This is a genomic window from Bradyrhizobium sp. ORS 86, assembly GCF_045571475.1.
Lineage (GTDB): Bacteria > Pseudomonadota > Alphaproteobacteria > Rhizobiales > Xanthobacteraceae > Bradyrhizobium.
This window is the reverse complement of sequence record NZ_CP120699.1, coordinates 4,794,541-4,819,964: the sequence shown is the minus strand read 5'-3', so window position 1 is coordinate 4,819,964 and position 25,424 is coordinate 4,794,541. Positions and strand designations below refer to the sequence as shown.

The window sequence follows — 25,424 nt, the reverse complement described above, 5'->3', positions numbered from 1 at the left end:
GTCCTTTGCTTCGCAGCTCCGCTGCGGAGAGCGACGACGGCTGCCGCCCTTCGCCGGCCTTCTCGCGCCGGTCAACAAGAAAATCAACGGGAGCAACCGTTGCTGCCAATCCGCCAGTCGGAGCCAAAATCTCAAGGAGGAAACGATGAGCACGCGCAAGCTGATAACCGTGAGCCGCCGCACGTTGATGATGGGCGCGGCCGCCGTTCCGCTCTGTAGCATTGTTACCCGCCGCGCTTCCGCGGCGGAGTTCACTTACAAGCTCGCGACCGGGCAGGATCCCACACATCCGGTCAACATTCGCGCCAAAGAGGCGGCCGATCGCATCCGCGAGGCCAGCGGCGGGCGGCTCGAGATCAACATCTTCCCGGCGAACCAGCTCGGTTCGGACACCGACCTGCTCACCCAGGTGAGAAATGGCGGCGTCGAGTTCTTTAACCTGTCCTCGCTGGTCCTCGCGACGCTGGTTCCGGCTGCGGGAATCGCAAATCTGGGTTTCCTGTTCACCAGCTATAATACGGTCTGGAAAGCGATGGATGGCGATCTCGGCGCCTACATCCGTGCGCAGATCGCCAAGACGCCGATCATGACGGTATCGAAGGCCTGGGATAACGGCTTCCGCCATGTCACTTCATCGGGCCGCGAGATCAAAACGCCTGACGATCTTAAGGGCTTCAAGCTTCGGGTGCCGGCAGCGCCGAATCTTACTTCGCTGTTCCAGGCGTTTGGCGCAGGTCCCGCCCCGATCAATTTCAACGAGGTCTACTCCGCGCTGCAGACCAAGGTCGTCGACGGGCAGGAAAATCCGCTACCGATCATTGCGACCGCGCGCCTCTACGAGGTGCAGAAGAGCTGCAGCCTGACCGGCCACGTCTGGGACAACTACTGGATCCTCGGCAACAAGCGGGCATTCGAGAAACTGCCAAAGGATCTGCAAGCGATCGTGACCCGCGAATTCGACAACTCCGCGGACGACGAACGTGCCGATATCGCAAAGCTGAGCGACGCGCTGCGGTCCGATCTGGCGGCGAAAGGCATTCAGTTCCTGGAGGTCGACCGTGCAGGCTTCCGGCAGGCGCTGGCCAAAACGAGCTTCTACGCCGATTGGAAGGCCAAGTTTGGCGAGGAGGCTTGGACGCAACTGGAGAGAGCCGCAGGAAAGCTGGGGTGAGCGCCATGGCCCATGCACCTGCAACCGAGTTGGAGGCTGCGGGGGCGCCTCTGTCCGGATGGCGCCGTGGCGTTGCACGCCTGACCCGCGTGCTCGAGCCGGCCGTTGCCATTCCCGCCGCGCTGTTGGTCGTCGCGGAGATCGTTGTGCTCCTGCTCGGCATCATTGCCCGTTACGTCTTTCATGCGCCGATCGTATGGACAGACGAACTGGCCGGCATCCTGTTCCTGTGGCTGGCGATGCTCGGCTCGGTCATCGCATTCCAGCGCGGCGAGCATATGCGGATGACCGCGATCGTCGGCATGCTCGGTCCGTCTGCACGAGCATTTCTCGATGTCGTCGCTATATCGGCGTCGCTGGCTTTCCTGCTTCTCGTCATCCATCCCGCCTATGACTTCGCGGTCGACGAGGTCTATGTCCGAACGCCGGCACTCGACATCGTCAATTCCTGGCGGGCGGCCGCGTTGCCGCTGGGCATCGGACTGATGCTGGTCGTCGCGGTGCTGCGTCTGGCCGCGATCGCCGATTTGCGCAGCGGGCTTGCGGCTGTCGCCCTGGTCGGCGGTCTCGTTGCTGTCCTTGCGCTTCTGGCGCCTGTGCTCAAACCATTGGGCAACTTGAACCTGCTCATCTTTTTTGTGTTCCTAGTCGGCGCCATGGTCTTTGCGGCGGTTCCGATCGCCTTTGCGTTCGGCCTCGCCACGGTCGGCTACCTCACCCTGACCACCAGCACACCGAGCGTGGTCGTGATCGGCCGGATGGACGAGGGCATGAGCCATCTGATCCTGCTGGCGGTGCCGCTGTTTGTCTTCCTCGGCTTGCTCATCGAAATGACCGGCATGGCCCGGGCCATGGTGAGCTTCCTCGCCAGCTTGCTCGGGCACGTCCGCGGCGGCCTGCACTACGTGCTGGTCGGAGCCATGTATCTCGTCTCCGGGATCTCCGGCTCCAAGGCTGCCGACATGGCAGCCGTTGCCCCTGTGCTGTTTCCCGAAATGAAGGCACGCGGCGCCAGGCCCGGCGACCTCGTGGCGCTGCTCTCTGCAACCGGGGCGCAGACGGAAACCATCCCGCCTTCGCTGGTGCTGATCACGATCGGCTCAGTCACGGGCGTGTCGATTGCCGCGCTTTTCACGGGCGGCCTACTACCGGGCATCGTGCTCGCGGTCACGCTTTGCGCCGTGGTCTGGTGGCGTTACCGCCGCGAGAACCTATCGCATGTCAAGCGGGCGACGGGGCGCGAGATCGGCCGTGCCTTCGTGGCCGCCATTCCCGCTATCGCGCTGCCCTTCGTGATCCGGGCGGCGGTGGTGGAGGGCGTTGCCACCGCGACCGAAGTGTCCACCATTGGCATCGTCTACGCGATGCTCGCAGGACTGTTGATCTACCGGCAGTTCTCCTGGCGACGCCTCTATCCGATGCTGGTCGAGACCGCCTCGCTCTCCGGCGCCATCCTGCTTATCATCGGCGCGGCCACCGGCATGGCCTGGGCGCTGACGCAATCCGGCTTCTCGGCTTCGCTCGCGAAGGTCATGACCGCACTGCCAGGCGGCGTCTCGATGTTCCTTGCCGTTACCATTGTCGCCTTCGTTATCCTGGGCAGCGTGCTCGAAGGCATTCCGGCCATCGTCCTGTTCGGGCCGCTGCTGTTCCCGATCGCACGGCAGGTCGGCGTGCACGAGGTGCATTATGCAATGGTCGTCGTGCTTGCGATGGGTATCGGCCTGTTCGCGCCGCCCTTCGGCGTCGGCTACTACGCCGCCTGCGCGATCAGCCGCATCAATCCGGACGAAGGCATGAAGCCGATGGCCGCCTACATGATCGCATTGCTGATCGGCACGATTATTGTCGCGGCTGTGCCGTGGATTTCGATCGGGTTCCTCTAGAGCATGATCCGGAAAAGTGGAAGCCGGTCTTCCGAGAAGATCATGCTCAAACAAAGAGATCAAATCATGATGCAATTCCGCGGAAACGCATCATGATCCGGCAGAGCCTGTATCGCCAGTAGAGGCGGCGGTAGAGGTCCGGAGCGGGCGACGGCTCTTGACCACGCGCGCGGCCTGGGCGGTCGACGATGGTGTCGGCATCTGCGAGAGCGTAGACGGTTTGTCGCGCTTCGGCCGACGCGCACCCGCAAAGCTACTTTGCATGGGGTTGTTTTCGATATTTTGGTTGGGCCGGACCTGCTTCGCCCGGCAGCGGTTCCAAACATCGTGTTGCATTGCGCCCGGCTTGCGGGTAAGCAGTTGAGATGGAATGGAAATTTTCCGTGGCGCCGATGATGGATTGGACCGACCGGCACTGCCGCGTGTTCCACCGGCTGATGTCGCGGCGGGCGCGGCTCTATACGGAGATGTTGACGACCGGCGCGGTGATCCACGGCGATCGGATGCGGCTGCTCGGGCATGATGCGAGCGAGCACCCCGTGGCACTGCAGCTTGGCGGCTCCGATCCGCGCGATCTCGCGACCGCCGCGAGGATCGGCGAGGATTTCGGTTACGACGAGATCAACCTCAATGTCGGCTGCCCCTCCGACCGCGTGAAGGATGGCCGCTTCGGCGCCTGCCTGATGGCCGAGCCGGCGCTGGTCGCCGACGGCGTCGCGGCCATGAAGCGTGCGGTGAGCATTCCCGTCACGGTGAAATGCCGCATCGGCATCGACGATCAGGATCCGGAAGTCGCCCTCGATGTGCTGGCGCGCGGGGTGGTTGCGGCGGGGGCGGACATGCTGATCGTTCACGCCCGCAAGGCCTGGCTCAACGGGCTATCGCCGAAAGAGAACCGCGATATCCCGCCGCTCGATTACGATCGCGTCTATCGCTTGAAGGCGGCGTTGCCGGATGTGCCCGTCATCATCAATGGCGGCATCGCGAGCCTTGCCGAGGCGCGGCAGCATCTTGCGCATGTCGATGGCGTGATGCTCGGACGGGCGGCCTATCAGGAGCCGTGGCGGCTGCTTGCCGTCGATTCCGAACTGTTCGGCGAGGTGTCGCCGCATGCGACGATGAAGCACGTGTTCGCGGCGATGATGCCCTATATCGAGGCGCAGCTCGCGCTCGGGACGCGGCTGCATGCGATCACGCGACACTTCGTTGGCGCCTTCCACGGTGTGCCGGGCGCGCGTGCGTTCCGCCGTCACCTGGCGCAGCACGGCGTCAAGCCGGGGGCCGGCGCCGATGTGTTGCGCGATGCGATCGCGCTGGTCGAGGAGCGCGTCCCGGCGTCGATCGCCGCCTGATCTAGAGCATGATCCGGAAAAGTGTGAAGCGGTTTTCCGAGAAGATCATGCTCAAACAAAGAGCTAAAGCGCGATGACGATTCAACTCAATCACATCGCGCTTTAGCTTGGGCTTGCGAAGATCCGCTGCATCATGCGGGCCACCGCGTGACTCATTTCGTCGCCTTCTTCGCGCAAGCCGGCCATGGTGCCCTCGGCGTCGGCGCCGGGCTTGTTCTGCCCGAGCTTTTCGACGCATTCGAGCCGGCACGGACCGATGCGAAAGGCGACAATGCCGCCGAGAAGCCGCGTGACCAGATCTAGCGGCGCATCGCTCAACCGCCAGGGCGCGGCGGCGCGACGCTCGAACTCGTCGACGGTGCGCTCCAGCACATAGCGCCGGTCCGTCTCGGCGGGCAGCAGTTCGATCCGTCCGCGCAATTGCAGGCCGACATAGTTCCAGGTCGGCACATTGGCGGGGCCGGCATACCAGCGCGGCGAGATATAGGCGCTCGGACCATTGGCAACGATCAGAACCTCGTTCACGGACGGGAGGTCTGCCGCGTGGCTGTTCCTCAAGGCGATATGCCCGAGCAACCGGATGTCGGCGGGATCGTCGTTCTCCACGACGAAGGGCAGGGACGTCGCGCGCACGCCCGACGCGCCCGTGGTGATCAGGACTCCGAAAGGATAGCGGCGCAGCCATTGCAGCGCCTGCGCCGCATCGGCCTGGCGGAAATGCGGTGCGGAGAAGAACTTGTCGCCGGTTGCGGGTGGCGAGCCGCTCGCTGATTGCTGGGCCATGAGGTCGTCGCCTTATTGCTTGCCTGACGTCAGTCCTTCCACACGCCCCAGGCAATCGGCCGGTCCGGCGCCCATACCCTGTAGCCGTGCACGTGCTTTGTGGTTGCGTCAACCGCCGGCTCGTAGAACAGCCCGATGGTTGGAATCTGCGCCCTCAGCAAGCCATGCAGGTCGAGGAAGAGCTGCTTGCGCCGCGCATCGTCAGCCGTCTCCATCGCCTCGCGCAGCAGATCGAGCGCTTTCGGATCGTCCCATTGCGCCCACTTGAACCTGGTGCGGTCGGCAAGAAAGGTCGCGTAGGTCAAGGCCGGGTCGAAGCGGCCGGAATAGGTGAAGGACTGCAGTTGAAATTCGCCCTTCATGTAACGGTCGAGCTGCGTCGCCCAATCGAGGGTTTCGATCTGCACGTTGAGGCCGACCGCCGACAGCATCGCCTGCAGCAGAATGGAATTGGCATCCATGCCCGGATAGCGCTTGTTGGTCTGCAGTTTGATCGGCTGGCCGTGATACCCGGCCTCTTTCAGAAGTGCGGCGGCGCGGCTCGGGTCATAAGCGGGCCAGGCGAGAAAGGCCGGATCGAAATAGGCCATCGAGGCGCTGACCGCCGACGAGTTGGCCTTGGCGAGGCCCTGGCTGCGGATCTCAGCGATCTGCTCGCGGTCGATGGCCGTGGCGATTGCCTCGCGCATTTTCGGATTGGCGAGCAGCGGGTCCTTGTCGTTGATCAGAAGCGCGTCGCGGGCAAGGCCGGACGCCGTCTGCACGTTTACGCCGCCGGCCTGCAACTCTGCGATGCGTTCAGGCTGTACTTCCGTGATCACGTCGACGGCGTCGGTCCGCAGCGCGGCTCGCGCTGCGCTGTCATCGGGGATGATCCTGAAGCGGACGCGGTCGACATGAGCAATCCGCGCGCCGGCGTAGCCGCTGGCTGGTGCCGTGCTCGGCCGGTAGTCGGCGACGCGATCGAGATCGATAGACTGATCATGCTTCCATTCGGCGAGCTTGAACGGACCGGTGCCGATCGGCGCGCGCCATTGGCCTTGCGCATCCGCGCTGTCGGGATGGGCGACGAGCACCGCGCATTGGATGTTCGCCAGTTGCTTGAGGAACATGCCGCTCGGCTTTTCCAGATGATAGACGACGATGCGCGGCTCGGGCGCCTCGACGTCGATCACTTTGACGCCCTGGCTGCCGTCGAAGACGTTGCGGCATTGCCAGGCGGGATTGGCCTGCAGTCGCGACCAGCTCCATTTCACTTCGGCCGACGTCAACGGGGCGCCATTGTGAAACGTCGCGCCGTCGCGCAGCACGAAGCGATAGGTCTTGCCGTCGCCGGAGACGGTCCAGGAGTCTGCAAGCGCCGGACCGACGCTCATATCGGCGCGATAGGCGACCAGACCCTCGAAGATGTGGTTGAGGACGTTATCGGTGTTGGTGTCCCGGTTGACGCCGGGCTCCAGGCTGCGAATGTCGGAATTGAGCCGGATCGTGAGCATGCCGCCTTGCTTCGGTTGCTCCTCGGCAACGGCTTGCGTGACCAGCATCGTGCAGAGCCAGGCTGCCACCAGCGCTCGTTTCATCGCACGCCCTCCCTATGATCCGCTTCACCAGCGAAAGCCGCATTGAAGAAATCCTCGACGACCGGGATCAGGCCGGGCAGCGTGTGGGCGACGCCGGGAACGATGTCCCGTCGCACCGAAATGCCATGCGCCTCGAAGCTCGCCTTGAGGGCATCGAGCCGGGCCGGCCGGTCGGCGCCGGCGATATTGGCGTCCGGCTGCCACCACGCGTCGCCCGGTTTGATGGTGATTTCCCAGGTGTCCCTGTCGTCGGCGCCGACGACCATCTGCACGGCGACGCGACGCATCGCGGCAAGGTCGAGCGGCTTGCCGAAGCGATCGGCGAAGTCGCGGACGCCGACCCAGTGGTCGCGTTCGACGTCGAGCAGGGTGACGACACCTGGCGATGCGATGGATACGGCGCTGAGCCGCTCCGGGTGCAGATAGAGGAAGCGCTGGGCGAACTGCCCGCCGCCGGAAAAGCCGAACAGACCGAAGCGATCGGCATCGAGCCGGTAGCGCGCCTCAAGCTCTGCGATCATCGCAAACAGCACGGCGTCGTAGTGCATCGCACCGACGCGCAGCATCTTGTAGCTCGAATGATCGTCGGGTGCGAGGATGCCGACCGGAAACAAGGGCGCAAGGACGATCAGCCGGCGCCGCTCGGCAAGCGCGATGAAGACGTCACGATAGGCGATCATCTCGCGGCGCGAGCCATGGACGGCAACGAGCAGGCGGTAGCGACCAGCGCCATCCTCCCCATAGCTTTCCGGAACATAGGCGCAATAGGAAAAGCGCGGGTCGCGCTGGCAGCAATAGACGGTCGTGCGGCCGAAATCATAGTAAGAGAGGCGCGCACGGTGGCCTTGGGGCTTCGGGGCGGATGCGCTCATCGCCGCGGCTCGGGCGGCAGCGCCGGCGGCAGCCGCGCCTCGATCGCTCCGGCCGCATCGAAGCAGAGGTCCTCGCGGAAGGGCGCAGCGACGAGCTGGACGCCGATCGGCAGTCCATCGGACACCAGCGTAGGCGCCGAGATTGCGGGCAGGCCGAGCAGCGAGACCGCAGTCATCGGTCGCTGGGAGCGGATGATCGCAGCCGTCATCGCTTCGTCGCGCGCGTCGGCGTCGACCTCGAAAGCCGGTTCAGTCGAGACCGGCATGAGGATGAGCGGATGGCGGATCAGGAAGATCTGCCACTGCCGCAGCAATCTCAGCCGTTCGCCGAGCGCAACGAGCACTTCGGCCGGATCGTGTTGCGGCCACACCCGCCGCCACAGACCGGCGGCGCGGCGGACGCCGTCATCGCCGTTCGTCTCGATATAGGGTTCGAGCTGGGCGAGAAGATCGGGCATGGCGAGGCGCGGCCAGGTTTCGGCGGCGGTGATGAGCTCCGGCGGCGAAGCCGGCTCGACGTGATAGCCGGCGTCCTCGAGTACACGTGCGGCAGCCCTGAGCGCTGCGCTCACCGCCGGATGGAAAGCGGTGCCGTCAAGGCTGTCGACGAGTGCAACCCGGATCGGCTGGCGCGCCGGAGGGAAGGGAGCCGGTGCGACGGTGCGGGGATCGAGCACATCGGGTTTCGCCATCGCTGCGAAGGCGAGGCGCAAATCCCTGACGCTGCGCGTCAGCGGGCCTTGCACCGCCATCAACTGCGACGAGATCGGCGATAGTCCCTGGAAGCTCGGATTGTAGGAGGGGACCCGTCCAAGCGACGGCTTCAGGCCGAACACGCCGCAACAATAGGCCGGGTAGCGAATCGAGCCGGCGATATCGTTGCCATGGGAGATCGGTGCCATGCCAATGGCGGTCGCGACCGCCGCGCCGCCGCTGGAGCCGCCGCAGGTGCGGTCGGCGCGCCATGGATTGCGAGTCTCGCCATGCAACGCGTTGCCGGTGTGCCAGCGCATCGAATAGCCCGGCGCGTTGGTGCGTCCGATCAGGATGGCGCCGGCCTGGCGAAGGTTGGCGACGACCGGGTTGTCGTGCTCGGCGATCAGACCCTTGTTGGCGACGATGCCGTTGTCGGTCGGGCAGCCTCGTTGATCGATGTTGATCTTGATCGTCGCCGGCACGCCATGCAGCGGGCCCAATTCCTCGCCGGCGCGCTGCTTGGCGTCCAGCGCGTCCGCGGTGGCGAGCGCTTCGTCGGCGAGCGACAGAACGATGGCATTGAGCGAAGGATTGACGTCGGCCATGCGCGCGAGTGCCGCTTCGACCGCCTCGCGCGCCGAAATCTTCCGCGCCCGGATTGCTGCGGCGAGCGCGGTGGCGTCAGCGCGCCAGAGTGGGCCGTCGAGCGATCCGGGCGCGTCTTGCGCGCGCCTCGCGTCATCAGCGATCCGCTCGGTCATGCTCACTCTCCTCTGGTCATGGCGGGGACACTAGTGTATTTTATAGTCACATGAAACAAAAATCGACATCTCGTCCCACCCGCCTGCAACGGGACCTGTTGCCGCAAATCGTCGAGCTCGTGCGCGGCGACGGGCTCGGGCCGGGCGCGCGTCTGACCGAAGCCGACCTTGCGGCGCGGCTGCAGGTGTCGCGCACGCCGGTGCGCGCCGCCCTCCAGCATCTGGCGCGGCGCGGTCTCGTCGAGGCGCGCCCGCGCCGCGGTTTCGTGTTGCGCAAGAGCGTCACGAGCCTGTCGCTTGACGATGCGCCGGCCATTTCCGACGAGGCGAGCGAGCTCTGCGTCGAGATCGCCCGCGACCGGCTCGCCGGCGCCCTGCCGCTCGAAGTCTCCGAGTCCGATCTGATGCGGCGCTATCAGGTGACGCGGCCGTTCCTGCTCAAGGTCTTGAACAGGCTTGCCGGGGTCGCGCTGATCGAGCGCAAGCCGGGGCGGGGCTGGCTGTTTTCGCAAGCGATCGACGATCCCAAAGCGAGGGCGGAGAGTTTTGCCTTCCGTCGGCTGCTGGAGCCTGCGGCGATCCTGATGCCGGGCTTTCGCCTCGATCCGGCCTGGATGGCCGAGATGCGCGCACGCCATCGCGCTGCACTGGCCGCGCCCTGGCGCAAATCCTCGAGTGTCGATTTCTTCGAGATGAACGCTGCGTTCCATCAGGGGATCGCGGCCGGCGCCGACAATCGCTACTTGCTTCTGGCGCTCGAGCAGCAGAACCGGTTGCGGCGTTTCGTCAACTACGATTGGACGTTCGGCCATGAGCGCGTCGTCGCATCCTGCAACGAGCATCTGGAGATCCTGGACCGGATCGAGCGCGGCGAATTGGAGGTCGCGGCGGCGCTGATGCGCAGCCACATCGATGCGGCCAGCCGGCTCGCCCATCCCCAGCTCGAGCGGGTGGACGCAGACGACTAAGTGTATTATATGTTCAAATAGATCAGTTGGCGTGATGATCTCATCGCGATGCGTCGCGGCCGCACCAAGCGCATGATCGTGCGGAACGCCTTGCCGAGCGTCCGCCGCGCCAGCAGTGACCGCCGGTGATCCGGGCATCTCGACCGACGGACCGATCGCCTTGATCTTCCAGGTCAGCCACGCTGCCGCCACGCCGAACCAAACGTTGGCTGTCGTTTCGGTGTGTGACACCACCGGCGGCGGCCCGGGCGCTACATCTGCATCCGGTTAGACGAATTGTGGATTTGTGCCGCAGGAGGAGTGGGGCAATCTGCCGCACCGGAGCGCCGCGACTGCCGCATCCTTCGATGCGGGAAGAAGAGCCAGCCGCCTCGCGCGCCCAATTCCAAACAGCGATGTCAAATCGCCCTTGATCTCTGAGATCGTGATCTCTTCACGATCACTTGGAGCAGCCGGAGTGACCTTGTCTTCATGAAATAACGTCCGCGAAAAATTACAAAACCGGGAGGTCTGGAATGGCTACGATTCGGTTGTCGATCAATCGTCGCACGCTCATCAAGTCCGGATTGGCTTTGGCCGGCAGCCAGGCGATTGGCGCGCCCTTCATCGTCAAGTCGCTCGCGGACGAGCCGGTCAAGATCGGAATGGTCAATCCACTGACCGGCGTGCTTTCCGCGCTGGCGCAGAGTGAGGTCGACGGCGCCCGATATGCCGAAGCCGAACTCAACAAGAAGGGCGGTATTCTCGGTCGCCAGGTCCAGCTCCTCGTCGAAGATTCCGCGAACGATGTCGGGACCGGGGTGCAGAAGACCCGGAAGTTGATCGATCGCGACAATGTCGCAGTCATCCTCGGTGACGTGAATTCCGGCATCGCTTATGCGATGTCGCAGGTGACCAACGAGAAGAAGATCTTTCACATCGTTCCTGGCGGTCATACCGACCCGATCACCGGAACGAGCTGTAAGTGGAACGTCTTCCGCATCTGCAACACCACGACGATGGACGCCAATGCCATCACGCCGGAATTGGTGAAGAAGTTCGGCAAGAAGTGGTTCTTCATCACGCCGGACTATGCTTACGGCCACACCTTGCAGGACGCCTTCATCAAGGCACTGAAGAAGGCCGGCGGAACATTCGAAGGCGATATGCTCCCGATCAACAATACCGATTTCTCCGCGACCTTGATCAAGGCGAAGGCCTATAAGCCGAACGTTCTGCTCAACAACATGGGCGGCCTGACGCAGATCAATTGCATGAAGCAGTTCACCCAGTTCGGAATGCAGAAGGAAATGGCACTGGGCGGTGCGCTGTTCGAGCTGGAAAGCGTCAAGGGATGTCCGCCTGATGCGCAGACCGGCTGGTGGGTCATGGAATGGTGGTGGAACCAGCCCAAGGTGCCCGAGGTCGTCAAGTTTGTGGGCGATTTCCGCGCTGCCACGAAGAAGACGCCCACTGCGCGCGACTGGTTCGGCTACGTGGCGATGCATACGGTCCGGCTTGCCGCGGAGAAAGCGAAGTCCCTCGAAGGTCCGAAGATGGCGAAGGCACTGGAGGACCTCGAGCTGCCGCCGGACGTCGCACTGCAGCCGGGCAGGGTGCGCTATCGCGCGGGAGATCATGAACTGATGCCGAATATCTTCGTCGGCGAAGTTCATCCGCCGAAGGGTGAACCGGATGATCTGTTCGCAGTCTCGTCGCTCGTCCCGGGCGATGAGGCTGCCGGCTCGGTGGCCGACACCGGCTGCAAGATGGTGGCGCCGGCCTGAGTCAACCGCCCCTGAACCATCACCAGAGCCGAGGGCGGGATGTTCCAAGTTATATTGTTCAACGTCACCAATGGTCTGATCATCGGTGCATTCTACGTGCTGATGGCGCTGGGCTTATCCCTGATCCTCAACCTCAGCAACGTCATCAACTTCGCTCACGGCAACTTCCTGGCGCTCGGCGGCTATCTTGCCTTTACCTTGTCGCCGACGTTGGGTTACTGGGGCGCCTTGCTGGTCTCGCCCTTCATCACGGCGCTGATCGGTCTTGCGGTCGAGCGGCTGATGATCCGGCGGGTCTATAACCGGGATCCGGTCTATAGCCTGTTGCTGACCTTCGGCTTCGCCTTCGTAATGCAAGATGCGGCCCGCTACATCTGGGGACCGAACGGGCTGCCGCTCGGATTGCCGGAGTTCCTGTCGCAGCCGATCAGCGCGACACTATTCTTCATCACCTGGTACCGCGTCTTCATGGTCGGCGTCGTCGTCATTGCGGTGGCCGGACTGTTCGCATTCCTGCGCTACACCCAAGTCGGCATACGCATCCGGGCAGGCACGCTTGATCTCGAGACGGTGGCGTCGCTCGGGGTCAACATCAGCCTGTTACGCACGTTCAATTTCGCGCTTGGCTGCCTGCTCGCCGGGTTGAGCGGAGTGTTGGCCGCCGGGCAGATCGGCCTCAATCCCAATATGGGCGACGACCTGCTGATGCCGAGCTTCATCGCCATCATCGTCGGCGGCGTCGGCAGCCTGATCGGCACGCTGTTCGGTGGGCTGCTGATCGGAGTGGCCGCGGCGCTCACCACAGTCTTCTATCCTTCGGCAAGTGAGGCTGTGATCTATGCCATCATGATGATCGTGCTTCTTGTTCGTCCGCGAGGTCTGATGGGCGAGGAAGGAATGATGGCATGAGCGCCGACGTCGGCACGAGCGCAACCGCCGCGGCGATTGGTGCAAGACGGACGCCCGCCGTTCCCAGATGGGTCATGCTCGCCGTCGTCTGGGCCGTCCTGCTCGCGGTGCCGTACTGGCTCCCCTTGCTCGGCGGCTACACGGCGCTCGCCGGACGCGTGCTGGTGTTCGGGCTTGCCGCGATGGGACTGAATCTGCTGCTGGGCTTCACCGGTGTCTTGAGCTTCGGCCACGCCGCCTATTTTGGCCTTGGCGCCTATGGGGCTGGGCTCACCTTGCGATATCTCGTGCACAGCACGCCGCTCGCCATGCTGTTGGGAACGCTGCTGGGCGGATTGGCCGGGACGCTGTTCGGTCTTCTGATCGTGCGCCGCCGCGGCGTCTACTTTGCGATGTGCACGATCGCGTTCGGGCAGCTCTGGTACTATCTCGCCTATAGCTGGAACGACTTCACCGGCGGCTTTGACGGCCTGCGCGATTTTCACCGCGAGCCGATCGGGTTTGGTCCGCTGACGCTCGACATCACCGACGGCGGTAACAGATTCTATTTCTTCCTTCTCGCCGTCTTCGCGCTCGCCGTGGGCTTGTTGGGCCTACTGGTGCGTTCTCCGTTCGGCCACACCTTGCGGGCAATCCGGGAGAACGAGCGCCGCGCGCGGTTCCTGGCGATCCCGGTCGAACGACAAATCTGGCTGTCGTTCTCGATCTCGTGCTTCTTCACCGCACTTGCGGGCACCCTCTACGCGCTCCTCAATAACTTCGCCGATCCCCTGGCGCTGCACTACTCGCTGTCTGGCTATCTGGTCGTGATGTGCGTGATGGGCGGCATGCGGACGTTTTGGGGACCGCTGGTCGGTGCAACCGTGTTCGTGGTGTTGCAGGACTACATCTCGTCAATGACTGTGAACTGGATGTCCTTTGTCGGCGCGATCTTCGTGATCGTGGTGCTGTTCTTCCCGCGCGGCCTGCTCGGCATGCGGCGTGCGCGCAAGTCGGTGTAACCATGCTCGAGGTTCGCAACATCACCAAGCGATTTGGCAACCTGGTCGCCGTGAAGGACGTGTCGATGTCCGTCAAGGCGGGCGAGCTGCGCGCCATCATCGGCCCGAACGGGGCGGGCAAGACGACCTTCTTCAACATGATCAGCGGCTACTTTCCGCCGACCAGGGGATCGATCCTGTTTCAAGGGAAGGACGTGACGCGCCTGCCGGCGCACCTGCGGGTCGGGCTCGGCATGGGACGCACGTTCCAGATCACCGAAGTGTTTCCGGAACTGACCGTCCATGAGAACGTGCTCACCGCGGCCGAGGTCGCGGCGCGACAGACGTTGCACATGCTGCCGAACCGGGCTGATGCAAAGCTCGCCAACGACGTCGCGGCTGAAATGCTGGCGCTCGTGGGGCTCAGCGCCAAGGCTGACCGGCTGGTCGGCGAACTCTCTCACGGCGACCAGAGGACCACCGAGATCGCGATGGCGCTGGCGCAGCTTCCGCGCCTGCTGCTGCTCGATGAGCCGACCGCCGGCATGGGCGACCAGGAGACCTACGAGATCACGACCCTCATTCGTCGCCTGCACAGGGAAAGAAATTACACCATCGTGCTGATCGAACACGATATGCGCGTGGTGTTCCACCTGGCCGACTACATCACGGTGCTCGATCAGGGCGGCTTGCTTGCCGAGGGGCGGCCTGACGAGATCGCAGCCTCCGAAGCGGTGCAGGCAGCTTATCTTGGAGAGAGCCGATGACGCCGCTGACGGTCGCGGGGCTGCAAACGTTCTATGGCAAGAGCCATATCCTGCACAATGTCGGCCTGACGGTGAACGAAGGCGAGATCGTCGTGCTGCTTGGCCGCAACGGCGCCGGCAAGACGACGACGCTGCGCAGCATCATGGGACTGACGCCACCGCGTAATGGCAATGTCACCTTGTTCGGAATCGACGCGACCCGGATGTCACCCTATCAGGTGGCGGCGCTCGGCGTGGGCTACGTCCCGGAAGGCCGCAAGATCTTCGCCAACCTGACCGTCGAGGACAATTTGCGGGTGCCGGTCGCGCGGCCCGGTCCTTGGGACACCGAGCGCGTCTTCAAGACCTTTCCGCGCCTCGCGGAGCGGCGGGACAGTCGTGGCCGTCAGCTTTCCGGGGGCGAGCAGGAGATGCTTTCGATCGCGCGAGCATTGCTGCTCAATCCCAAGCTGCTTCTGCTGGACGAGCCGAGCCAGGGGCTGGCTCCGCTGATCGTCAAGGAGGTCTTCCAGATCATTCAAGCGATGCGCAAGGAGGGGATCTCGGTGTTGCTGGTCGAGCAGAATGTTCGCGTCAGCCTCGCCATCGCCGATCGCGCCTATGTGCTGGACGACGGTGCCATCATCTACAGCGGCAGCGCCGCCGAGCTTGCAACCGACGAGGAGCGCGTCCGCTCGATGGCCGGCGCCAGTGCGAAGGAATGGGCCGTGGGCGAGCACCAGGGCGCAATGCGATGACGCCGAGACATCTGTGATTTTCTTAGCGAGGAGGGGAATGATGCTGGCTTTCTTCGAGGGACATCCCAACACCGATGCCCTGACGTTCTACGTGATTGCGGCGATCACGCTCGGCATCCTGCTTTATCGCTTCCATCAGAAGCGAGTCTGAGGTCGCAACGATGGCGGTGAGGCGGATGAATTTGAGTTGAATCGACCTTGCTGCGGCTTCGGCCCACCTCTCCCCATCGGGGAGAGGTCGGATTGCGAAGCAATCCGGGTGAGGGGGCCTTGGCCTCTCGATCGACCGCAACCCCTCACCCGATTTGCTGCGCAAATCGACCTCTCCCAAGGGAGAGGTGACCTTCCGTGCTGTGTCAGGTCAAGGTAATCCCATGCTTTAATCGACCGCCGTGCGCGGGCGCCGATGACTGTGCGCGGACAGTTCGGGGTAGCCGGTCAGCATCAGCTTGTCGGCGCGCACGCCCCAGCTTTCGAGCCGGTCGAGGAAGCTCATGCCGAGCAGGTTGGTCTTCATCTGGCCGCGCTGGACCACCAGCGCCGGTACCGATTTCTCGACGAGCTTTCCGACAGCGAGCCGATCGAGTGTCAGCCGCGCCGCCTTGGTGTGACCGCCGGCGGTTTCGAGGTCGACATTGTATTCGAGCATCTCGGTGGGCAGGCCGATCGCCCTCGCCGTTTCCCAGGTCAGCACGACCGAGGTCGCGCCGGTGTCGATCACCATTGGCGCGCTGACGCCGTTGATCTTGGCGCGGAATGCGAACTCGCCGCCCAGGCTGCGCGCGATCTCAACCGCAGGGGCTGCGGACGGATTGCCGCTACCGCTGCTCCGGCCGAGGATTTGCGAGATGTTTTCTCTGGCGCGCGCGATCTGGTTGGGATCGCCGTAGGCGACGACCGCACCGGCGGTCGCCATCAGCAGCAGGATGACGAGGAGGATGCGGCTCATCGTGCGCCTCCGCGCATCCCGCGCAGGCTCAGGCGCGTTTCGGACGCGGCTCCATACGCTCGAGCCCGGCATCCGCCATGCGCGCGGGGAGCAGTGCCATCACCGCCAACCGCTCCGCGCTGTCCATCTTGTGCCAGCGCGCGATCTCCGGAAGCGTGCGACCGCATCCGAAGCAGAGCTTGGTCCTGGGATCCATCATGCAGACTGCGATACACGGCGTTTCTGAGCTCATTCTTCAGTGTTGAACGGTTTCAGCCGTTTGCACAAGCGGGTCGAAGCGCAACGGTTCCCTCGCGCTTCTGCTGCTTGTCCAGAGCATGATCTTCGGAAAACCGCGTCACACCTTTCCGGGCCATGCTCTACAATCCGGTGCCTGCACTCATGATCGATCTGCGGCGTACACGCTGCCGGTCGCTGCTCGCCGAGCTCACCACGGGCTCCGGCTGCATCGGCGGCGCGTCCTCCGACATCGGCGCCAGCGCGCTCATGACCCGCTCAGGCGGGAACGTGACGATCACTTCGGTGCCGATGCGCAGCTTCGATTTCAGCGTGAAGGTGCCGCCGTGCATGTCGATGAGGCTCTTGGCGATCGGCAGCCCAAGCCCCGCGCCCTGTTCGGCCGACTTGATCGAGTTGGAGCCCTGGCCGAAGGAGGCCAGCACGACCGGGATCTCGTCTTCTGCTATGCCGGAGCCGGTGTCCTTGACGCTCAGATATTGTCCACCAGACGCGGTCCAGCCGACCTTCAGCCAGATCTCGCCGCCCTGCGGGGTGAACTTGATCGAGTTGGAGAGCAGGTTGAGCACGACCTGGCGGATGGCGCGCTCGTCGCCCCAGATCCGCGGCATGCCGTGCTCGAACACCTCGTGGATGGTGATGCCGCGGCTCGAGGCGCGCAGCTTCAGGAGATGGTGGCAGTCGGCGACGACATGCACCAGCGCCACGGCTTCCTCGTTCAGCTCGTAGCGGCCGGCTTCGATCCGCGACAGATCGAGGATCTCGTTGATGAGGTTGAGCAGGTGCACGCCGGAATTATGGATGTCAGCGGAATATTCCCGGTAGACCGGCACCGTGTGCGCACCGAAGATCTCGCTCTTCATCACTTCGGAGAAGCCGAGGATCGCATTGAGCGGCGTGCGCAGCTCGTGGCTCATCTGGGCGAGGAAGCGCGACTTGGCGACGTTGGCGGATTCGGCACGATGCCGCGCCTCGTCGGAGATCGCCTTGGCCTGTTCCAGTTCGCCGATCAGCGCGTCCTTTTCGGCACGTGCCTCCAGCGTCGCGAGCGTGGTCGAATGCAGGCGGTGGGCGAGCAGCGCAAAGTAGCCTTCGGCCGCGAGCGCCAGCAGCGCCAGCACGTAATTGTCGAAAGAGCCCCTCAGCACCAGATCGAGCGCAATCGCCACCGTCACCGGGATCGTCGCCGCGAGCGCGGCGATCGGCAGGCTCGCCGCCAGCATGCTCGACACCGCGATCACCAGCAGCATCAGGAACATCATCAGCGTGTTGGAGGCGAGGTCGCGGCCGGCGGGATGCATCAGGATCGCGGTCCAGCACAGGCCATAGAGCAGGTCGAGCAGCACGAAGCGCGTGCGCCATTTGCGGGTCACCGCGACCGAGGGCTGCTCGGCGAGGAAGCGGGAGCAACCGCGAATGATCGCGGCGTGGATGCAGAGCATGCCGCAGGTCCACGCGGCGGCCACGATCGGCTGCATCCAGAAGCCAAACAGCGCGCCGGTTGCAACCACCAGCAGCATGACGACGTAGGATGCCGACATCCTCGTCTGGGCGTATTGTCTGAGCAGTTCGGCGTCGAAGGCGGGGCGGGTTCCACTGGTCGACGTTAACCGATCGCGCGCTTCGCGCACCCGCTGCGCAGAGGCGCGCCGGTTGTTCACCGGCGCCACCACCTGAGGCCCTGCCGGAAGCTGTACAACTTCAGGCTTTTCTGCGGGATTACTCATAAACAACACAAATCCTGCTCGCGGACCGCGCGAGCTTTTTGCATCGTCTATCTGTGACGCCAAATCATTAAGCGATAACTTAAAGAGCTAAAGAAACGCGTTAACCGGGAGTTAAATTAACCTTTGGCCTCGCGTTGAGCCGACCGCGCAAAGCCCGTTGCGCGGTCGGCTCCGTGGACCATCGGTAACGGATGGCCAAGCGCGGTCGCACCGCGCCGGTGCCTCTTCGTTCTGCGAAGGATTTAGCGCTGCAGCCGGGCCAGCAGGCTCGACGTATCCCAGCGCCTGCCGCCCATCTTCTCGACCTCGGCATAGAACTGGTCGACCAGCGCGGTCGCCGGCAGGGTGGCACCGTTGCGGCGGGCTTCCGCCAGTGCAATCGAGAGGTCTTTGCGCATCCACTCGACGGCGAAGCCGAAATCGTACTTGCCCTCGTTCATAGTCTTGTAGCGGTTTTCCATCTGCCAGGATTGCGCGGCGCCCTTGGAGATGGTTTCGATCACGTCGGCAACGTCGAGGCCCGACTTCTTGGCGAAGTGGATGCCCTCCGACAAGCCCTGCACGAGGCCGGCGATGCAGATCTGGTTGACCATCTTGGTCAACTGGCCGGCGCCTGCCGGTCCGAGCCGCTTGCACATCCGCGCATAGGCGCCGGTGATGATCGGCTCCGCGCCCGCGTAAGCATCTTCGGCGCCGCCGCACATCACCGTCAGCACGCCGTTCTCGGCGCCGGCCTGGCCGCCGGACACCGGCGCGTCGACGAACTTGAAGCCGCCCTTGGTGGCGGCGGCGTCGAGTTCGCGGGCGACCTCGGCGGAGGCGGTGGTGTGGTCGACGAAGGTCGCGCCTTTCTTCATCCCGGCGAAGGCGCCGTCGGGGCCGATCGTGACCGAGCGCAGGTCATTGTCGTTGCCGACACAGCACATCACGAAGTCCTGACCTTCGGCAGCAGCCTTCGGCGTCGGCGCGGTCTTGCCGCCGAACTTGTCGGCCCAGTCCTTCGCCTTCGCTGCGGTCCGGTTGTACACGGTCACCTCATGGCCGCCTTTTTTCACGAGGTGTCCCGCCATCGGGAAACCCATCACGCCGAGACCGAGAAAAGCGACTTTAGCCATGTCTGCTACCTTGTTTTGTCTTGGTATTTGCCTTGGTGATCGCCCCGAGGCCGCGCCGGCAACTCTGGGGCGGGCGGGGCATTCCTTCCATGGAGGGAGCCGCACCATACCCCCTCAGCAGCGGAGGGCAACGCCTTCGTTTGGTGGCGCCCGCCGGTTTCGTGCTAGGATCGGGGTACCAAAGAACCTCACAAAAACGGGAGTGTTTCGCATGGGCGTGAGCGTGGGCGTGCTCGACCATTTCAACATCAGGACCAGGAATCTCGCCGATACGGTGCGGTTCTATGAGGACATTCTGGGCCTGGAAAAGGGCCCGCGGCCGAACTTCGCGTTTCCCGGCGCGTGGATGTACAGCGAGGGCAAGGCCGTGGTGCATCTGGTCGATATTTCGAAGACCGACGAGGCACAAAAGCCGGATTCGGGCGTCGTCCATCATGTCGCCTTTGCCAGCCGGGGCTTTGCCGGGATGAAGGACCGCCTGCGGTCCAAGGGCATGGAATTCGACTCGCGCCAGGTTCCGGGCGGCGATCTCTGGCAGATCTTCGTGAACGATCCCAACGGGGTCATGATCGAGCTGAACTACGAAGCCGCCAAGGAAGAGGCCGGTGCGGCCCCGGCCGAGCGTCGGGACGACGTCGGAGCGAGGTAGCCTTTTGCGCCGCAACGCTCTAAGGGTCGCATCCGAACTGCTTTAGGAGATGCGCGGTGAGCGTGACGCAACAACAGGTCCTCGATTGCCTTGCCAAGGTGATGTCGCCGCGCGGCGTCGCCTTGACCAACGCCAATGTGCTGTCGGCGGTCACCGTCACCGACGGCAAGGTGTTCTTCTCGATCAACGTCGATGCCGCAGAGGCCCGCGCCTGGGAGAGCGTGCGGGCGCAGGCCGAGAACGCCGTGCGTGCCCTTCCCGGCGTCAGCGTCGCGATGGTCGCGCTGACCGCGGAGCGCAAGCCGGGAAGTGCGGGAGCTGCGCCGCCGCCGCGCCCGCCAGGCGGTGTTCCGCCTGCGTCAGCGCATCGCCACCCGCCGCAGGGCGCGGCCGGCTCGCCGATGGCGCGGCAGGCCGAGATCCCCGGCATCTCCGCGGTCATCGCGGTTGCCTCCGGCAAGGGCGGGGTCGGCAAGTCGACCACCGCGCTCAACCTTGCGCTCGGCCTGCGCGACCTTGGCCTGCGCGTCGGTCTGCTCGACGCCGACATCTACGGGCCGTCGGTGCCGCGGCTGACCGGCATCCGCGAGAAGCCGCAGCTCAACGACGACAAGAAGATGATTCCGCTCAACCGCTTCGGCCTGTCGATCATGTCGATCGGCTTCCTGGTCGAGGAGGACACCGCGATGATCTGGCGCGGGCCGATGGTGATGTCGGCAATCACCCAGATGCTGCGCGACGTTGCCTGGGGCACGCTCGATGTGCTGGTGGTCGACATGCCGCCGGGCACCGGCGATGCCCAGCTTACGCTGGCGCAGAACGTTCCGCTCAAGGGCGCCATCATCATCTCGACGCCGCAGGACCTCTCACTGATTGACGCGCGGCGCGGGCTTGCCATGTTCAAGAAGGTCAACGTGCCCGTGTTCGGCATTGTCGAGAACATGAGCTATTTCCAATGCCCGCATTGCGGCACGCGTTCGGACATTTTCGGCCATGGCGGCGCCCGCCACGAGGCCGAACGGCTGGGCGTGCCGTTCCTCGGCGAAATCCCGCTGCATATGGCGATCCGCACCACCTCCGATTCCGGTAACCCGGTGGTCGCGAGCGAGCCGGACGGCCCGCACGCAGCGATATACCGCGCGATCGGCGCCAAGGTCCGCGACCAGCTCCAAGGCGTCATTGCCGCGGCTTGAGGCCGCGCCCCGGCGGCTTTCTTCACAGGCCTGTCGTCCCGGACGATTGCTGAATCGGTTCAGTGCTGTACGTTTGTACAGGATCGGCCGAATCGTACCACCATTCCATCAGTTGAAGGCGGCCACGGGTGAAGCCCAAACTGTGGGAAGGGCCGTCTGGCGAGCGTCGACATGGCAGCAGCACGCGAAGCAAAGAAAGAACGCCGCAAACATCTGACGCGGGAGAAACGCGAAGAGGCGTCCCGCATGGCATTCAACATTGCGAAGAAATCCGACTCGATCGGCGAGGCCGCCATGGCGATCGCGAAGACGTTTGGCGTCAGCAAGACGACCGCGCAGAGCTGGATTCGGCGTGGGCGACATTTGGCCAATCAAGCCAAGAAGTCGCGGGAGACGCCGCGGCGCTGATTGCCCAGGTAACGCCGCCCGCACGCGGCGATTTACCGCGCGACCGGCCCAAGCTCCGCGAGCTGCTGTAAGGCGTCATGGCCGCGGCCGCAGCCTGCATTTCCCGGCACATTTCCGCGCCATCAGACTTTCGTTTAATCGGCGCAGTCATGCCATCGTCGCGTTTCCGTGAAGCCGCTTCCGTGTTAAAGGGCCCGCCAGAGCGCCCCGGCTGCCTTTTCGCCGGAGGAGAGGCTTGCAGTCAGTGGGAAACGCCCCTCAAGGAGATGCCTTACGATGAAGCGTCGTGATTTTTTGAAAGTTTCTGCGGCCGGTGCTGCCGCGACGGCCGTTGCCTCGCCGGCGATCGCGCAGTCCTCCCCGGAAATCAAGTGGCGCTTGACCTCGAGCTTCCCGAAGTCGCTTGACACCATCTATGGCGGCGCGGAGCAGGTCTCGAAGTACGTCGCCGAAATGACCGACAACAAGTTCCAGATCCAGGTGTTCGCGGCCGGTGAGCTCGCGCCCGGTCTGCAAGCGCTGGACGCGACCTCCAACGGCACTGTCGAGATGTCGCACACGGTCGCCTACTACTATGTCGGCAAGGATCCGACCTTTGCGATCTACGCGTCGGTGCCGTTCGGCCTCAATGCCCGCATGCAGAATTCCTGGTGGTACCAGGGCGGCGGCCAGGAGCTCGGCAACGAGTTCTTCAAGAAGTTCGGCGTGATCGGCTTTCCCTGCGGCAACACCGGCACCCAGATGGGCGGCTGGTTCCGCAAGGAGATCAAGACGGTCGCCGATCTTTCCGGCCTGAAATTCCGCATCGGCGGTATCGCCGGCCAGGTCCTCCAGAAGGTTGGCGTGGTGCCGCAGCAGCTCGCCGGCGGCGACATCTATCCGGCGCTTGAGAAGGGCACGATCGACGCCGCCGAGTGGGTCGGCCCCTATGACGACGAGAAGCTCGGCTTCGCCAAGGTCGCGAAGTATTACTATTATCCGGGCTTCTGGGAGGGCGGTCCCACGGTCCACGCCTTCGCCAATCTCGAGAAGTGGAATGCGCTGCCGAAGGGCTACCAGGCGATCCTGGCCAACGCCTGTGCCAACGCCAATAGCTGGATGGCTGCGCGCTACGACATGCAGAACCCGTCAGCGCTGAAGCGGCTGGTTGCCGGCGGCACGCAGCTGCGTCCGTTCACCAACGAGGTGCTCGAGGCCTGCCTCAAGGCGACCAACGAGCTGTGGGGTGAAATCTCGGCCAAGAACGCCGACTTCAAGAAATCGATCGAGGCCATGCAGGCCTACCGTTCCGATCAGTATCTGTGGTGGCAGGTTGCCGAATACACCTTCGACAGCTTCATGATCCGCTCGCGCACCCGCGGCTGATCTGACCTCTCTTCGACTTAAGTCGCCCGGCCTTCGCCAGAAGGCCGGGCTTTTTGCGTCTGGTGTTCGGGGAGAGGATGTTCCATGCTCCCGCCAAGCCTCGCTACGAAGGCATGCACGACCCCTGGTCGGGTCGTGGCAAGAAAAGGCTGAGCGTAAGGACGGTCAGAACGTCACCGCTCGTGTGAACACAAGCACAAAGGGCAGGATTCAAAATGAAGCGAAGAGATTTCATCAAGGTCACGGGTTTGGGTGTCGCGGGCACTGCGACGATCGCTGCGCCGGCTATCGCGCAGTCGATGCCGGAACTCAAATGGCGAATGCCGACGAGCTGGCCGAAATCGCTCGATACGCTGTACGGTGGCGCCGAGATCATGGCCAAGATGGTCGGCGAGGCCACCGACAACAAATTCCAGATTCAGACATTCGCTGCCGGCGAGATCGTTCCCGGACTGCAGGTGCTTGACGCCGTGCAAAACGGCACCGTCGAGATCGGACACACGGCATCGTACTACTACTTTGGCAAGGATCCGACCTTCACCTTCGGCTCGGCAGTGCCGTTCGGCCCGAACATGCGCATCAACCAGGCTTGGTACGTGCTGGGCGGCGGCAGGGACATGCTCAACGCGTTCTACAAGAAATACAACGTCACCTCTCTGCTCGCCGGCAACACCGGCTGTCAGATGGGCGGCTGGTTCCGCAAGCCGATCGCCAGCGTCGACGACCTGAAGGGGCTCAAATTCCGCATCGGTGGCTTTGCCGGACGCGTGATGCAGAAGTTGGGTGCGGTGCCGCAGCAGATCGCGGGCGGCGACATCTATCCCGCGCTTGAGAAGGGCACCATCGACGCGGCTGAATGGGTCGGTCCCTACGACGATGAGAGGTTGGGATTCGTCAAGGTCGCTCCGCACTATTACTATCCGGGTTGGTGGGAAGGCGGTCCGATGCTGCTGTCGTTCGTCAACCTCGACAAGTGGAACGCACTGCCGAAATACTATCAGTCCGTTCTCGAACAGGCCGGTCACTACGCCAACAACTGGATGATGGCGAAGTACGACCAGACAAATCCGCCAGCTCTCAAGCGGCTGCTTGCGGCCGGCGCCAAGCTGCACGCCTTCCCGGCTCCGGTGATGGAGGCTTCGTTCAAGGCGGCGAAGGAACTGCACAACGAGGTCTCCGCGAGCAACGCGGACTTCAAGAAGGTCTACGAGTCCCTCAGTAGCTTTGCCAGCAATGGCTATCAGTGGTTCCAGGTCGCCGAAGTCGGCTACGACAACTTCATGGCGCGCCACGCGCAGACGTGACGACACTCACCTTCATCGCCAGCAAAAATCCCGGAGGCAGAATTCCGGGATTTTTTATTTGGAGCCGGCGAGAATCCGGCAAATCAATACTTTTTTGCCAAATTCGTGCTATCGTTGCCCAGGGAGCGTGAATCAGGGCGCCACATGCGTTTCCTCGGTCTTATCCTACGGACGCTGTTTCTGATCCTTGTAGTGGTCATAACTGCCCGCGTCGCAAGCCCGCAAAACGAAACCTTTTTGTCGGCATACGATACGCCATCCGATTTGTTTCGCATCATCCTGGGTGCTGCGGTCTGCGCCTTCGTAGCGGTCCAGATATTCAGGTATTCCAGAGATCCTGCGGACATGCGCAGGTGGGTTGTCATCGGGAGCGCCGCGGTGCCGTTGGCGCTGCTATTCGCGGTCGTTATCTGGTAGACGCCTCCGCTGATCGCGTCGGGCGGTGTAATTGTCGGGGCTGGCGGGGACGCCTGGACGTTCGACGAGGCCCCCAAGCATTCCGCGGCCACCAATGGCACAACGCCCAAGGCGGCGGTTTCAAGGCGTCTTTCCTTCAAAGGACCTGCCCGACACCGTACCGAGTGGCTGCCATTTGCACGACCCTGTCGATCAGAATGGGAACGGGAAGGAGCGCACGGGAAGACGACTTTCGAAGCCCAATCCGATAGCCGGTCCGGTGCGGTAATGGCCGTTATAATGCCCCCCACCTGGGCAATAATCCGGATCCTGACGCTCTCGATCGTCGATCTTCCGGTGATGGCTTCGCTGTCGATAGAGTGTCTGCCAGCAACGGCAGTTCTGGTCACAAGCGAGCCGAACCCGGTCGACGCTAGCGGGGTGTTGCGACGACAGCATCGCGACGTGAACGGGCATCGCCCAGACGTCCGATGCCACCATCGCAGCAGCCGCGGCGATGAGAAACAGAAGCGTTATGTTTTTCATATTTGTCTCATCGTGACGCTTGCGAGGCTACCGATCCTTCGAGCGGATCAAGGTGAATCACGGGGGCAACTCAGTTGCGGACGCGCGCCTCTATTTCCTTGGCGATTGCTTTGGCGGCGATGATGGGAGCGTTGATGCGACACTCTGCGTAGCCCGGACCACCGGGTTCTTCTGGACGGTGGGCCCGCCGAGATTGTTCTGCTTTTTCGGACCGCCGATGGCGCTTTGCGCGGTCGCGGATCCCGCCCAGAGCGCGGCGAGAATTGCCGCCGGAGCAAGCATGTTTTTCATTCGTCGGCTCCTCCAG

At 63.6% G+C, this 25,424-nt stretch carries 23 protein-coding genes; 14 read left to right on the top strand and 9 right to left on the bottom strand.

The genetic code is table 11. From position 1 onward, the window contains the following. Positions 1 to 145 precede the first annotated feature (145 nt). The 3 genes from P6U25_RS22555 to dusA all read left to right on the top strand — a co-directional run bounded on the left by P6U25_RS22555 (position 146) and on the right by dusA (position 4,409). Complete coding sequence (locus P6U25_RS22555) at positions 146 to 1,171, top strand: TRAP transporter substrate-binding protein (protein ID WP_407146969.1); 1,026 nt, start codon at positions 146 to 148, stop codon at positions 1,169 to 1,171. A gap of 5 nt (positions 1,172 to 1,176) precedes the next feature. Continuing rightward, complete coding sequence (locus P6U25_RS22550; protein ID WP_407146968.1) at positions 1,177 to 3,057, top strand: TRAP transporter large permease subunit; 1,881 nt, start codon at positions 1,177 to 1,179, stop codon at positions 3,055 to 3,057. Positions 3,058 to 3,449: 392 nt separating this feature from the next. Continuing rightward, positions 3,450 to 4,409, top strand: a complete 960-nt coding sequence (gene dusA, locus P6U25_RS22545) for a tRNA dihydrouridine(20/20a) synthase DusA (RefSeq protein WP_407152580.1) — start codon at positions 3,450 to 3,452, stop codon at positions 4,407 to 4,409. A gap of 102 nt (positions 4,410 to 4,511) precedes the next feature. Here the strand turns inward: dusA and P6U25_RS22540 are convergent, their stop codons facing one another. Genes P6U25_RS22540 through P6U25_RS22525 form a run of 4 tightly spaced genes read right to left on the bottom strand, consistent with a single transcriptional unit; the run spans position 4,512 to position 9,101 of the window. Continuing rightward, entirely contained in the window at positions 4,512 to 5,192 is a 681-nt protein-coding gene (locus P6U25_RS22540) for an FMN-binding negative transcriptional regulator (protein WP_407146967.1), read from the bottom strand. 29 nt (positions 5,193 to 5,221) lie between these two features. Further along, positions 5,222 to 6,772: an ABC transporter substrate-binding protein gene (locus P6U25_RS22535; RefSeq protein WP_407146966.1), complete on the bottom strand. Its 1,551-nt coding sequence runs from the start codon at positions 6,770 to 6,772 to the stop codon at positions 5,222 to 5,224. After that, positions 6,769 to 7,644: an alpha/beta hydrolase gene (locus tag P6U25_RS22530; protein WP_407146965.1), complete on the bottom strand. Its 876-nt coding sequence runs from the start codon at positions 7,642 to 7,644 to the stop codon at positions 6,769 to 6,771. The genes P6U25_RS22535 and P6U25_RS22530 overlap by 4 nt, the downstream gene beginning before the upstream one ends. Beyond that, entirely contained in the window at positions 7,641 to 9,101 is a 1,461-nt protein-coding gene (locus tag P6U25_RS22525; protein ID WP_407146964.1) for an amidase, read from the bottom strand. The genes P6U25_RS22530 and P6U25_RS22525 overlap by 4 nt, the downstream gene beginning before the upstream one ends. 98 nt (positions 9,102 to 9,199) lie before the next feature. On the opposite strand from P6U25_RS22525, the gene P6U25_RS22520 reads away from it, so the two are divergent. The 6 genes from P6U25_RS22520 to P6U25_RS22495 all read left to right on the top strand — a co-directional run bounded on the left by P6U25_RS22520 (position 9,200) and on the right by P6U25_RS22495 (position 15,228). Further along, complete coding sequence (locus P6U25_RS22520) at positions 9,200 to 10,069, top strand: GntR family transcriptional regulator (RefSeq protein ID WP_407146963.1); 870 nt, start codon at positions 9,200 to 9,202, stop codon at positions 10,067 to 10,069. A gap of 515 nt (positions 10,070 to 10,584) precedes the next feature. After that, the gene (locus P6U25_RS22515) at positions 10,585 to 11,835 is read left to right on the top strand and encodes an ABC transporter substrate-binding protein (RefSeq protein WP_407146962.1); all 1,251 of its coding nucleotides are present in this window, start codon (positions 10,585 to 10,587) and stop codon (positions 11,833 to 11,835) included. Positions 11,836 to 11,874: 39 nt separating this feature from the next. After that, the gene (locus tag P6U25_RS22510) at positions 11,875 to 12,744 is read left to right on the top strand and encodes a branched-chain amino acid ABC transporter permease (protein WP_407146961.1); all 870 of its coding nucleotides are present in this window, start codon (positions 11,875 to 11,877) and stop codon (positions 12,742 to 12,744) included. Continuing rightward, positions 12,741 to 13,745 (top strand): branched-chain amino acid ABC transporter permease, encoded by a 1,005-nt coding sequence (locus P6U25_RS22505; protein ID WP_407146960.1) that lies wholly within the window; start codon positions 12,741 to 12,743, stop codon positions 13,743 to 13,745. Before P6U25_RS22510 ends, P6U25_RS22505 begins: the two co-directional genes overlap by 4 nt. 2 nt (positions 13,746 to 13,747) lie before the next feature. Further along, complete coding sequence (locus P6U25_RS22500) at positions 13,748 to 14,491, top strand: ABC transporter ATP-binding protein (protein WP_407146959.1); 744 nt, start codon at positions 13,748 to 13,750, stop codon at positions 14,489 to 14,491. Beyond that, a complete protein-coding gene (locus tag P6U25_RS22495) occupies positions 14,488 to 15,228 on the top strand; it encodes an ABC transporter ATP-binding protein (protein WP_407146958.1) in 741 nt (246 codons plus the stop codon). Before P6U25_RS22500 ends, P6U25_RS22495 begins: the two co-directional genes overlap by 4 nt. Before the next feature lie 379 nt (positions 15,229 to 15,607). Here P6U25_RS22495 and P6U25_RS22490 read toward each other — a convergent pair whose 3' ends face one another. The 4 genes from P6U25_RS22490 to P6U25_RS22475 all read right to left on the bottom strand — a co-directional run bounded on the left by P6U25_RS22490 (position 15,608) and on the right by P6U25_RS22475 (position 19,256). Continuing rightward, entirely contained in the window at positions 15,608 to 16,177 is a 570-nt protein-coding gene (locus P6U25_RS22490; RefSeq protein WP_407146957.1) for a TIGR02281 family clan AA aspartic protease, read from the bottom strand. A 28-nt stretch (positions 16,178 to 16,205) separates the two neighbouring features. Further along, complete coding sequence (locus tag P6U25_RS22485; protein ID WP_280972183.1) at positions 16,206 to 16,409, bottom strand: DUF1289 domain-containing protein; 204 nt, start codon at positions 16,407 to 16,409, stop codon at positions 16,206 to 16,208. Positions 16,410 to 16,536: 127 nt separating this feature from the next. Then, entirely contained in the window at positions 16,537 to 18,141 is a 1,605-nt protein-coding gene (locus P6U25_RS22480) for a sensor histidine kinase (protein WP_407146956.1), read from the bottom strand. Positions 18,142 to 18,383: 242 nt separating this feature from the next. Continuing rightward, complete coding sequence (locus P6U25_RS22475) at positions 18,384 to 19,256, bottom strand: NAD(P)-dependent oxidoreductase (RefSeq protein WP_407146955.1); 873 nt, start codon at positions 19,254 to 19,256, stop codon at positions 18,384 to 18,386. A gap of 211 nt (positions 19,257 to 19,467) precedes the next feature. Here P6U25_RS22475 and P6U25_RS22470 point away from each other — a divergent pair, with 211 nt between their 5' ends. From P6U25_RS22470 to P6U25_RS22450, 5 genes are all read left to right on the top strand, one after another. Then, on the top strand, positions 19,468 to 19,905 hold the full coding sequence (locus P6U25_RS22470; protein WP_407146954.1) for a VOC family protein: 438 nt from the start codon (positions 19,468 to 19,470) through the stop codon (positions 19,903 to 19,905). A 56-nt stretch (positions 19,906 to 19,961) separates the two neighbouring features. Then, positions 19,962 to 21,098 carry an Mrp/NBP35 family ATP-binding protein gene (locus tag P6U25_RS22465; protein ID WP_407146953.1) on the top strand — a complete coding sequence of 379 codons (1,137 nt, stop codon included), beginning with the start codon at positions 19,962 to 19,964 and terminating at the stop codon, positions 21,096 to 21,098. A gap of 246 nt (positions 21,099 to 21,344) precedes the next feature. Next, complete coding sequence (locus tag P6U25_RS22460; protein WP_407146952.1) at positions 21,345 to 21,506, top strand: hypothetical protein; 162 nt, start codon at positions 21,345 to 21,347, stop codon at positions 21,504 to 21,506. 276 nt (positions 21,507 to 21,782) lie between these two features. After that, positions 21,783 to 22,871: a TRAP transporter substrate-binding protein gene (locus tag P6U25_RS22455; RefSeq protein WP_407146951.1), complete on the top strand. Its 1,089-nt coding sequence runs from the start codon at positions 21,783 to 21,785 to the stop codon at positions 22,869 to 22,871. A 215-nt stretch (positions 22,872 to 23,086) separates the two neighbouring features. Further along, positions 23,087 to 24,175 carry a TRAP transporter substrate-binding protein gene (locus P6U25_RS22450; RefSeq protein WP_407146950.1) on the top strand — a complete coding sequence of 363 codons (1,089 nt, stop codon included), beginning with the start codon at positions 23,087 to 23,089 and terminating at the stop codon, positions 24,173 to 24,175. A 609-nt stretch (positions 24,176 to 24,784) separates the two neighbouring features. Here P6U25_RS22450 and P6U25_RS22445 read toward each other — a convergent pair. After that, positions 24,785 to 25,117: a hypothetical protein gene (locus tag P6U25_RS22445; RefSeq protein WP_407146949.1), complete on the bottom strand. Its 333-nt coding sequence runs from the start codon at positions 25,115 to 25,117 to the stop codon at positions 24,785 to 24,787. Positions 25,118 to 25,424: the final 307 nt, after the last annotated feature.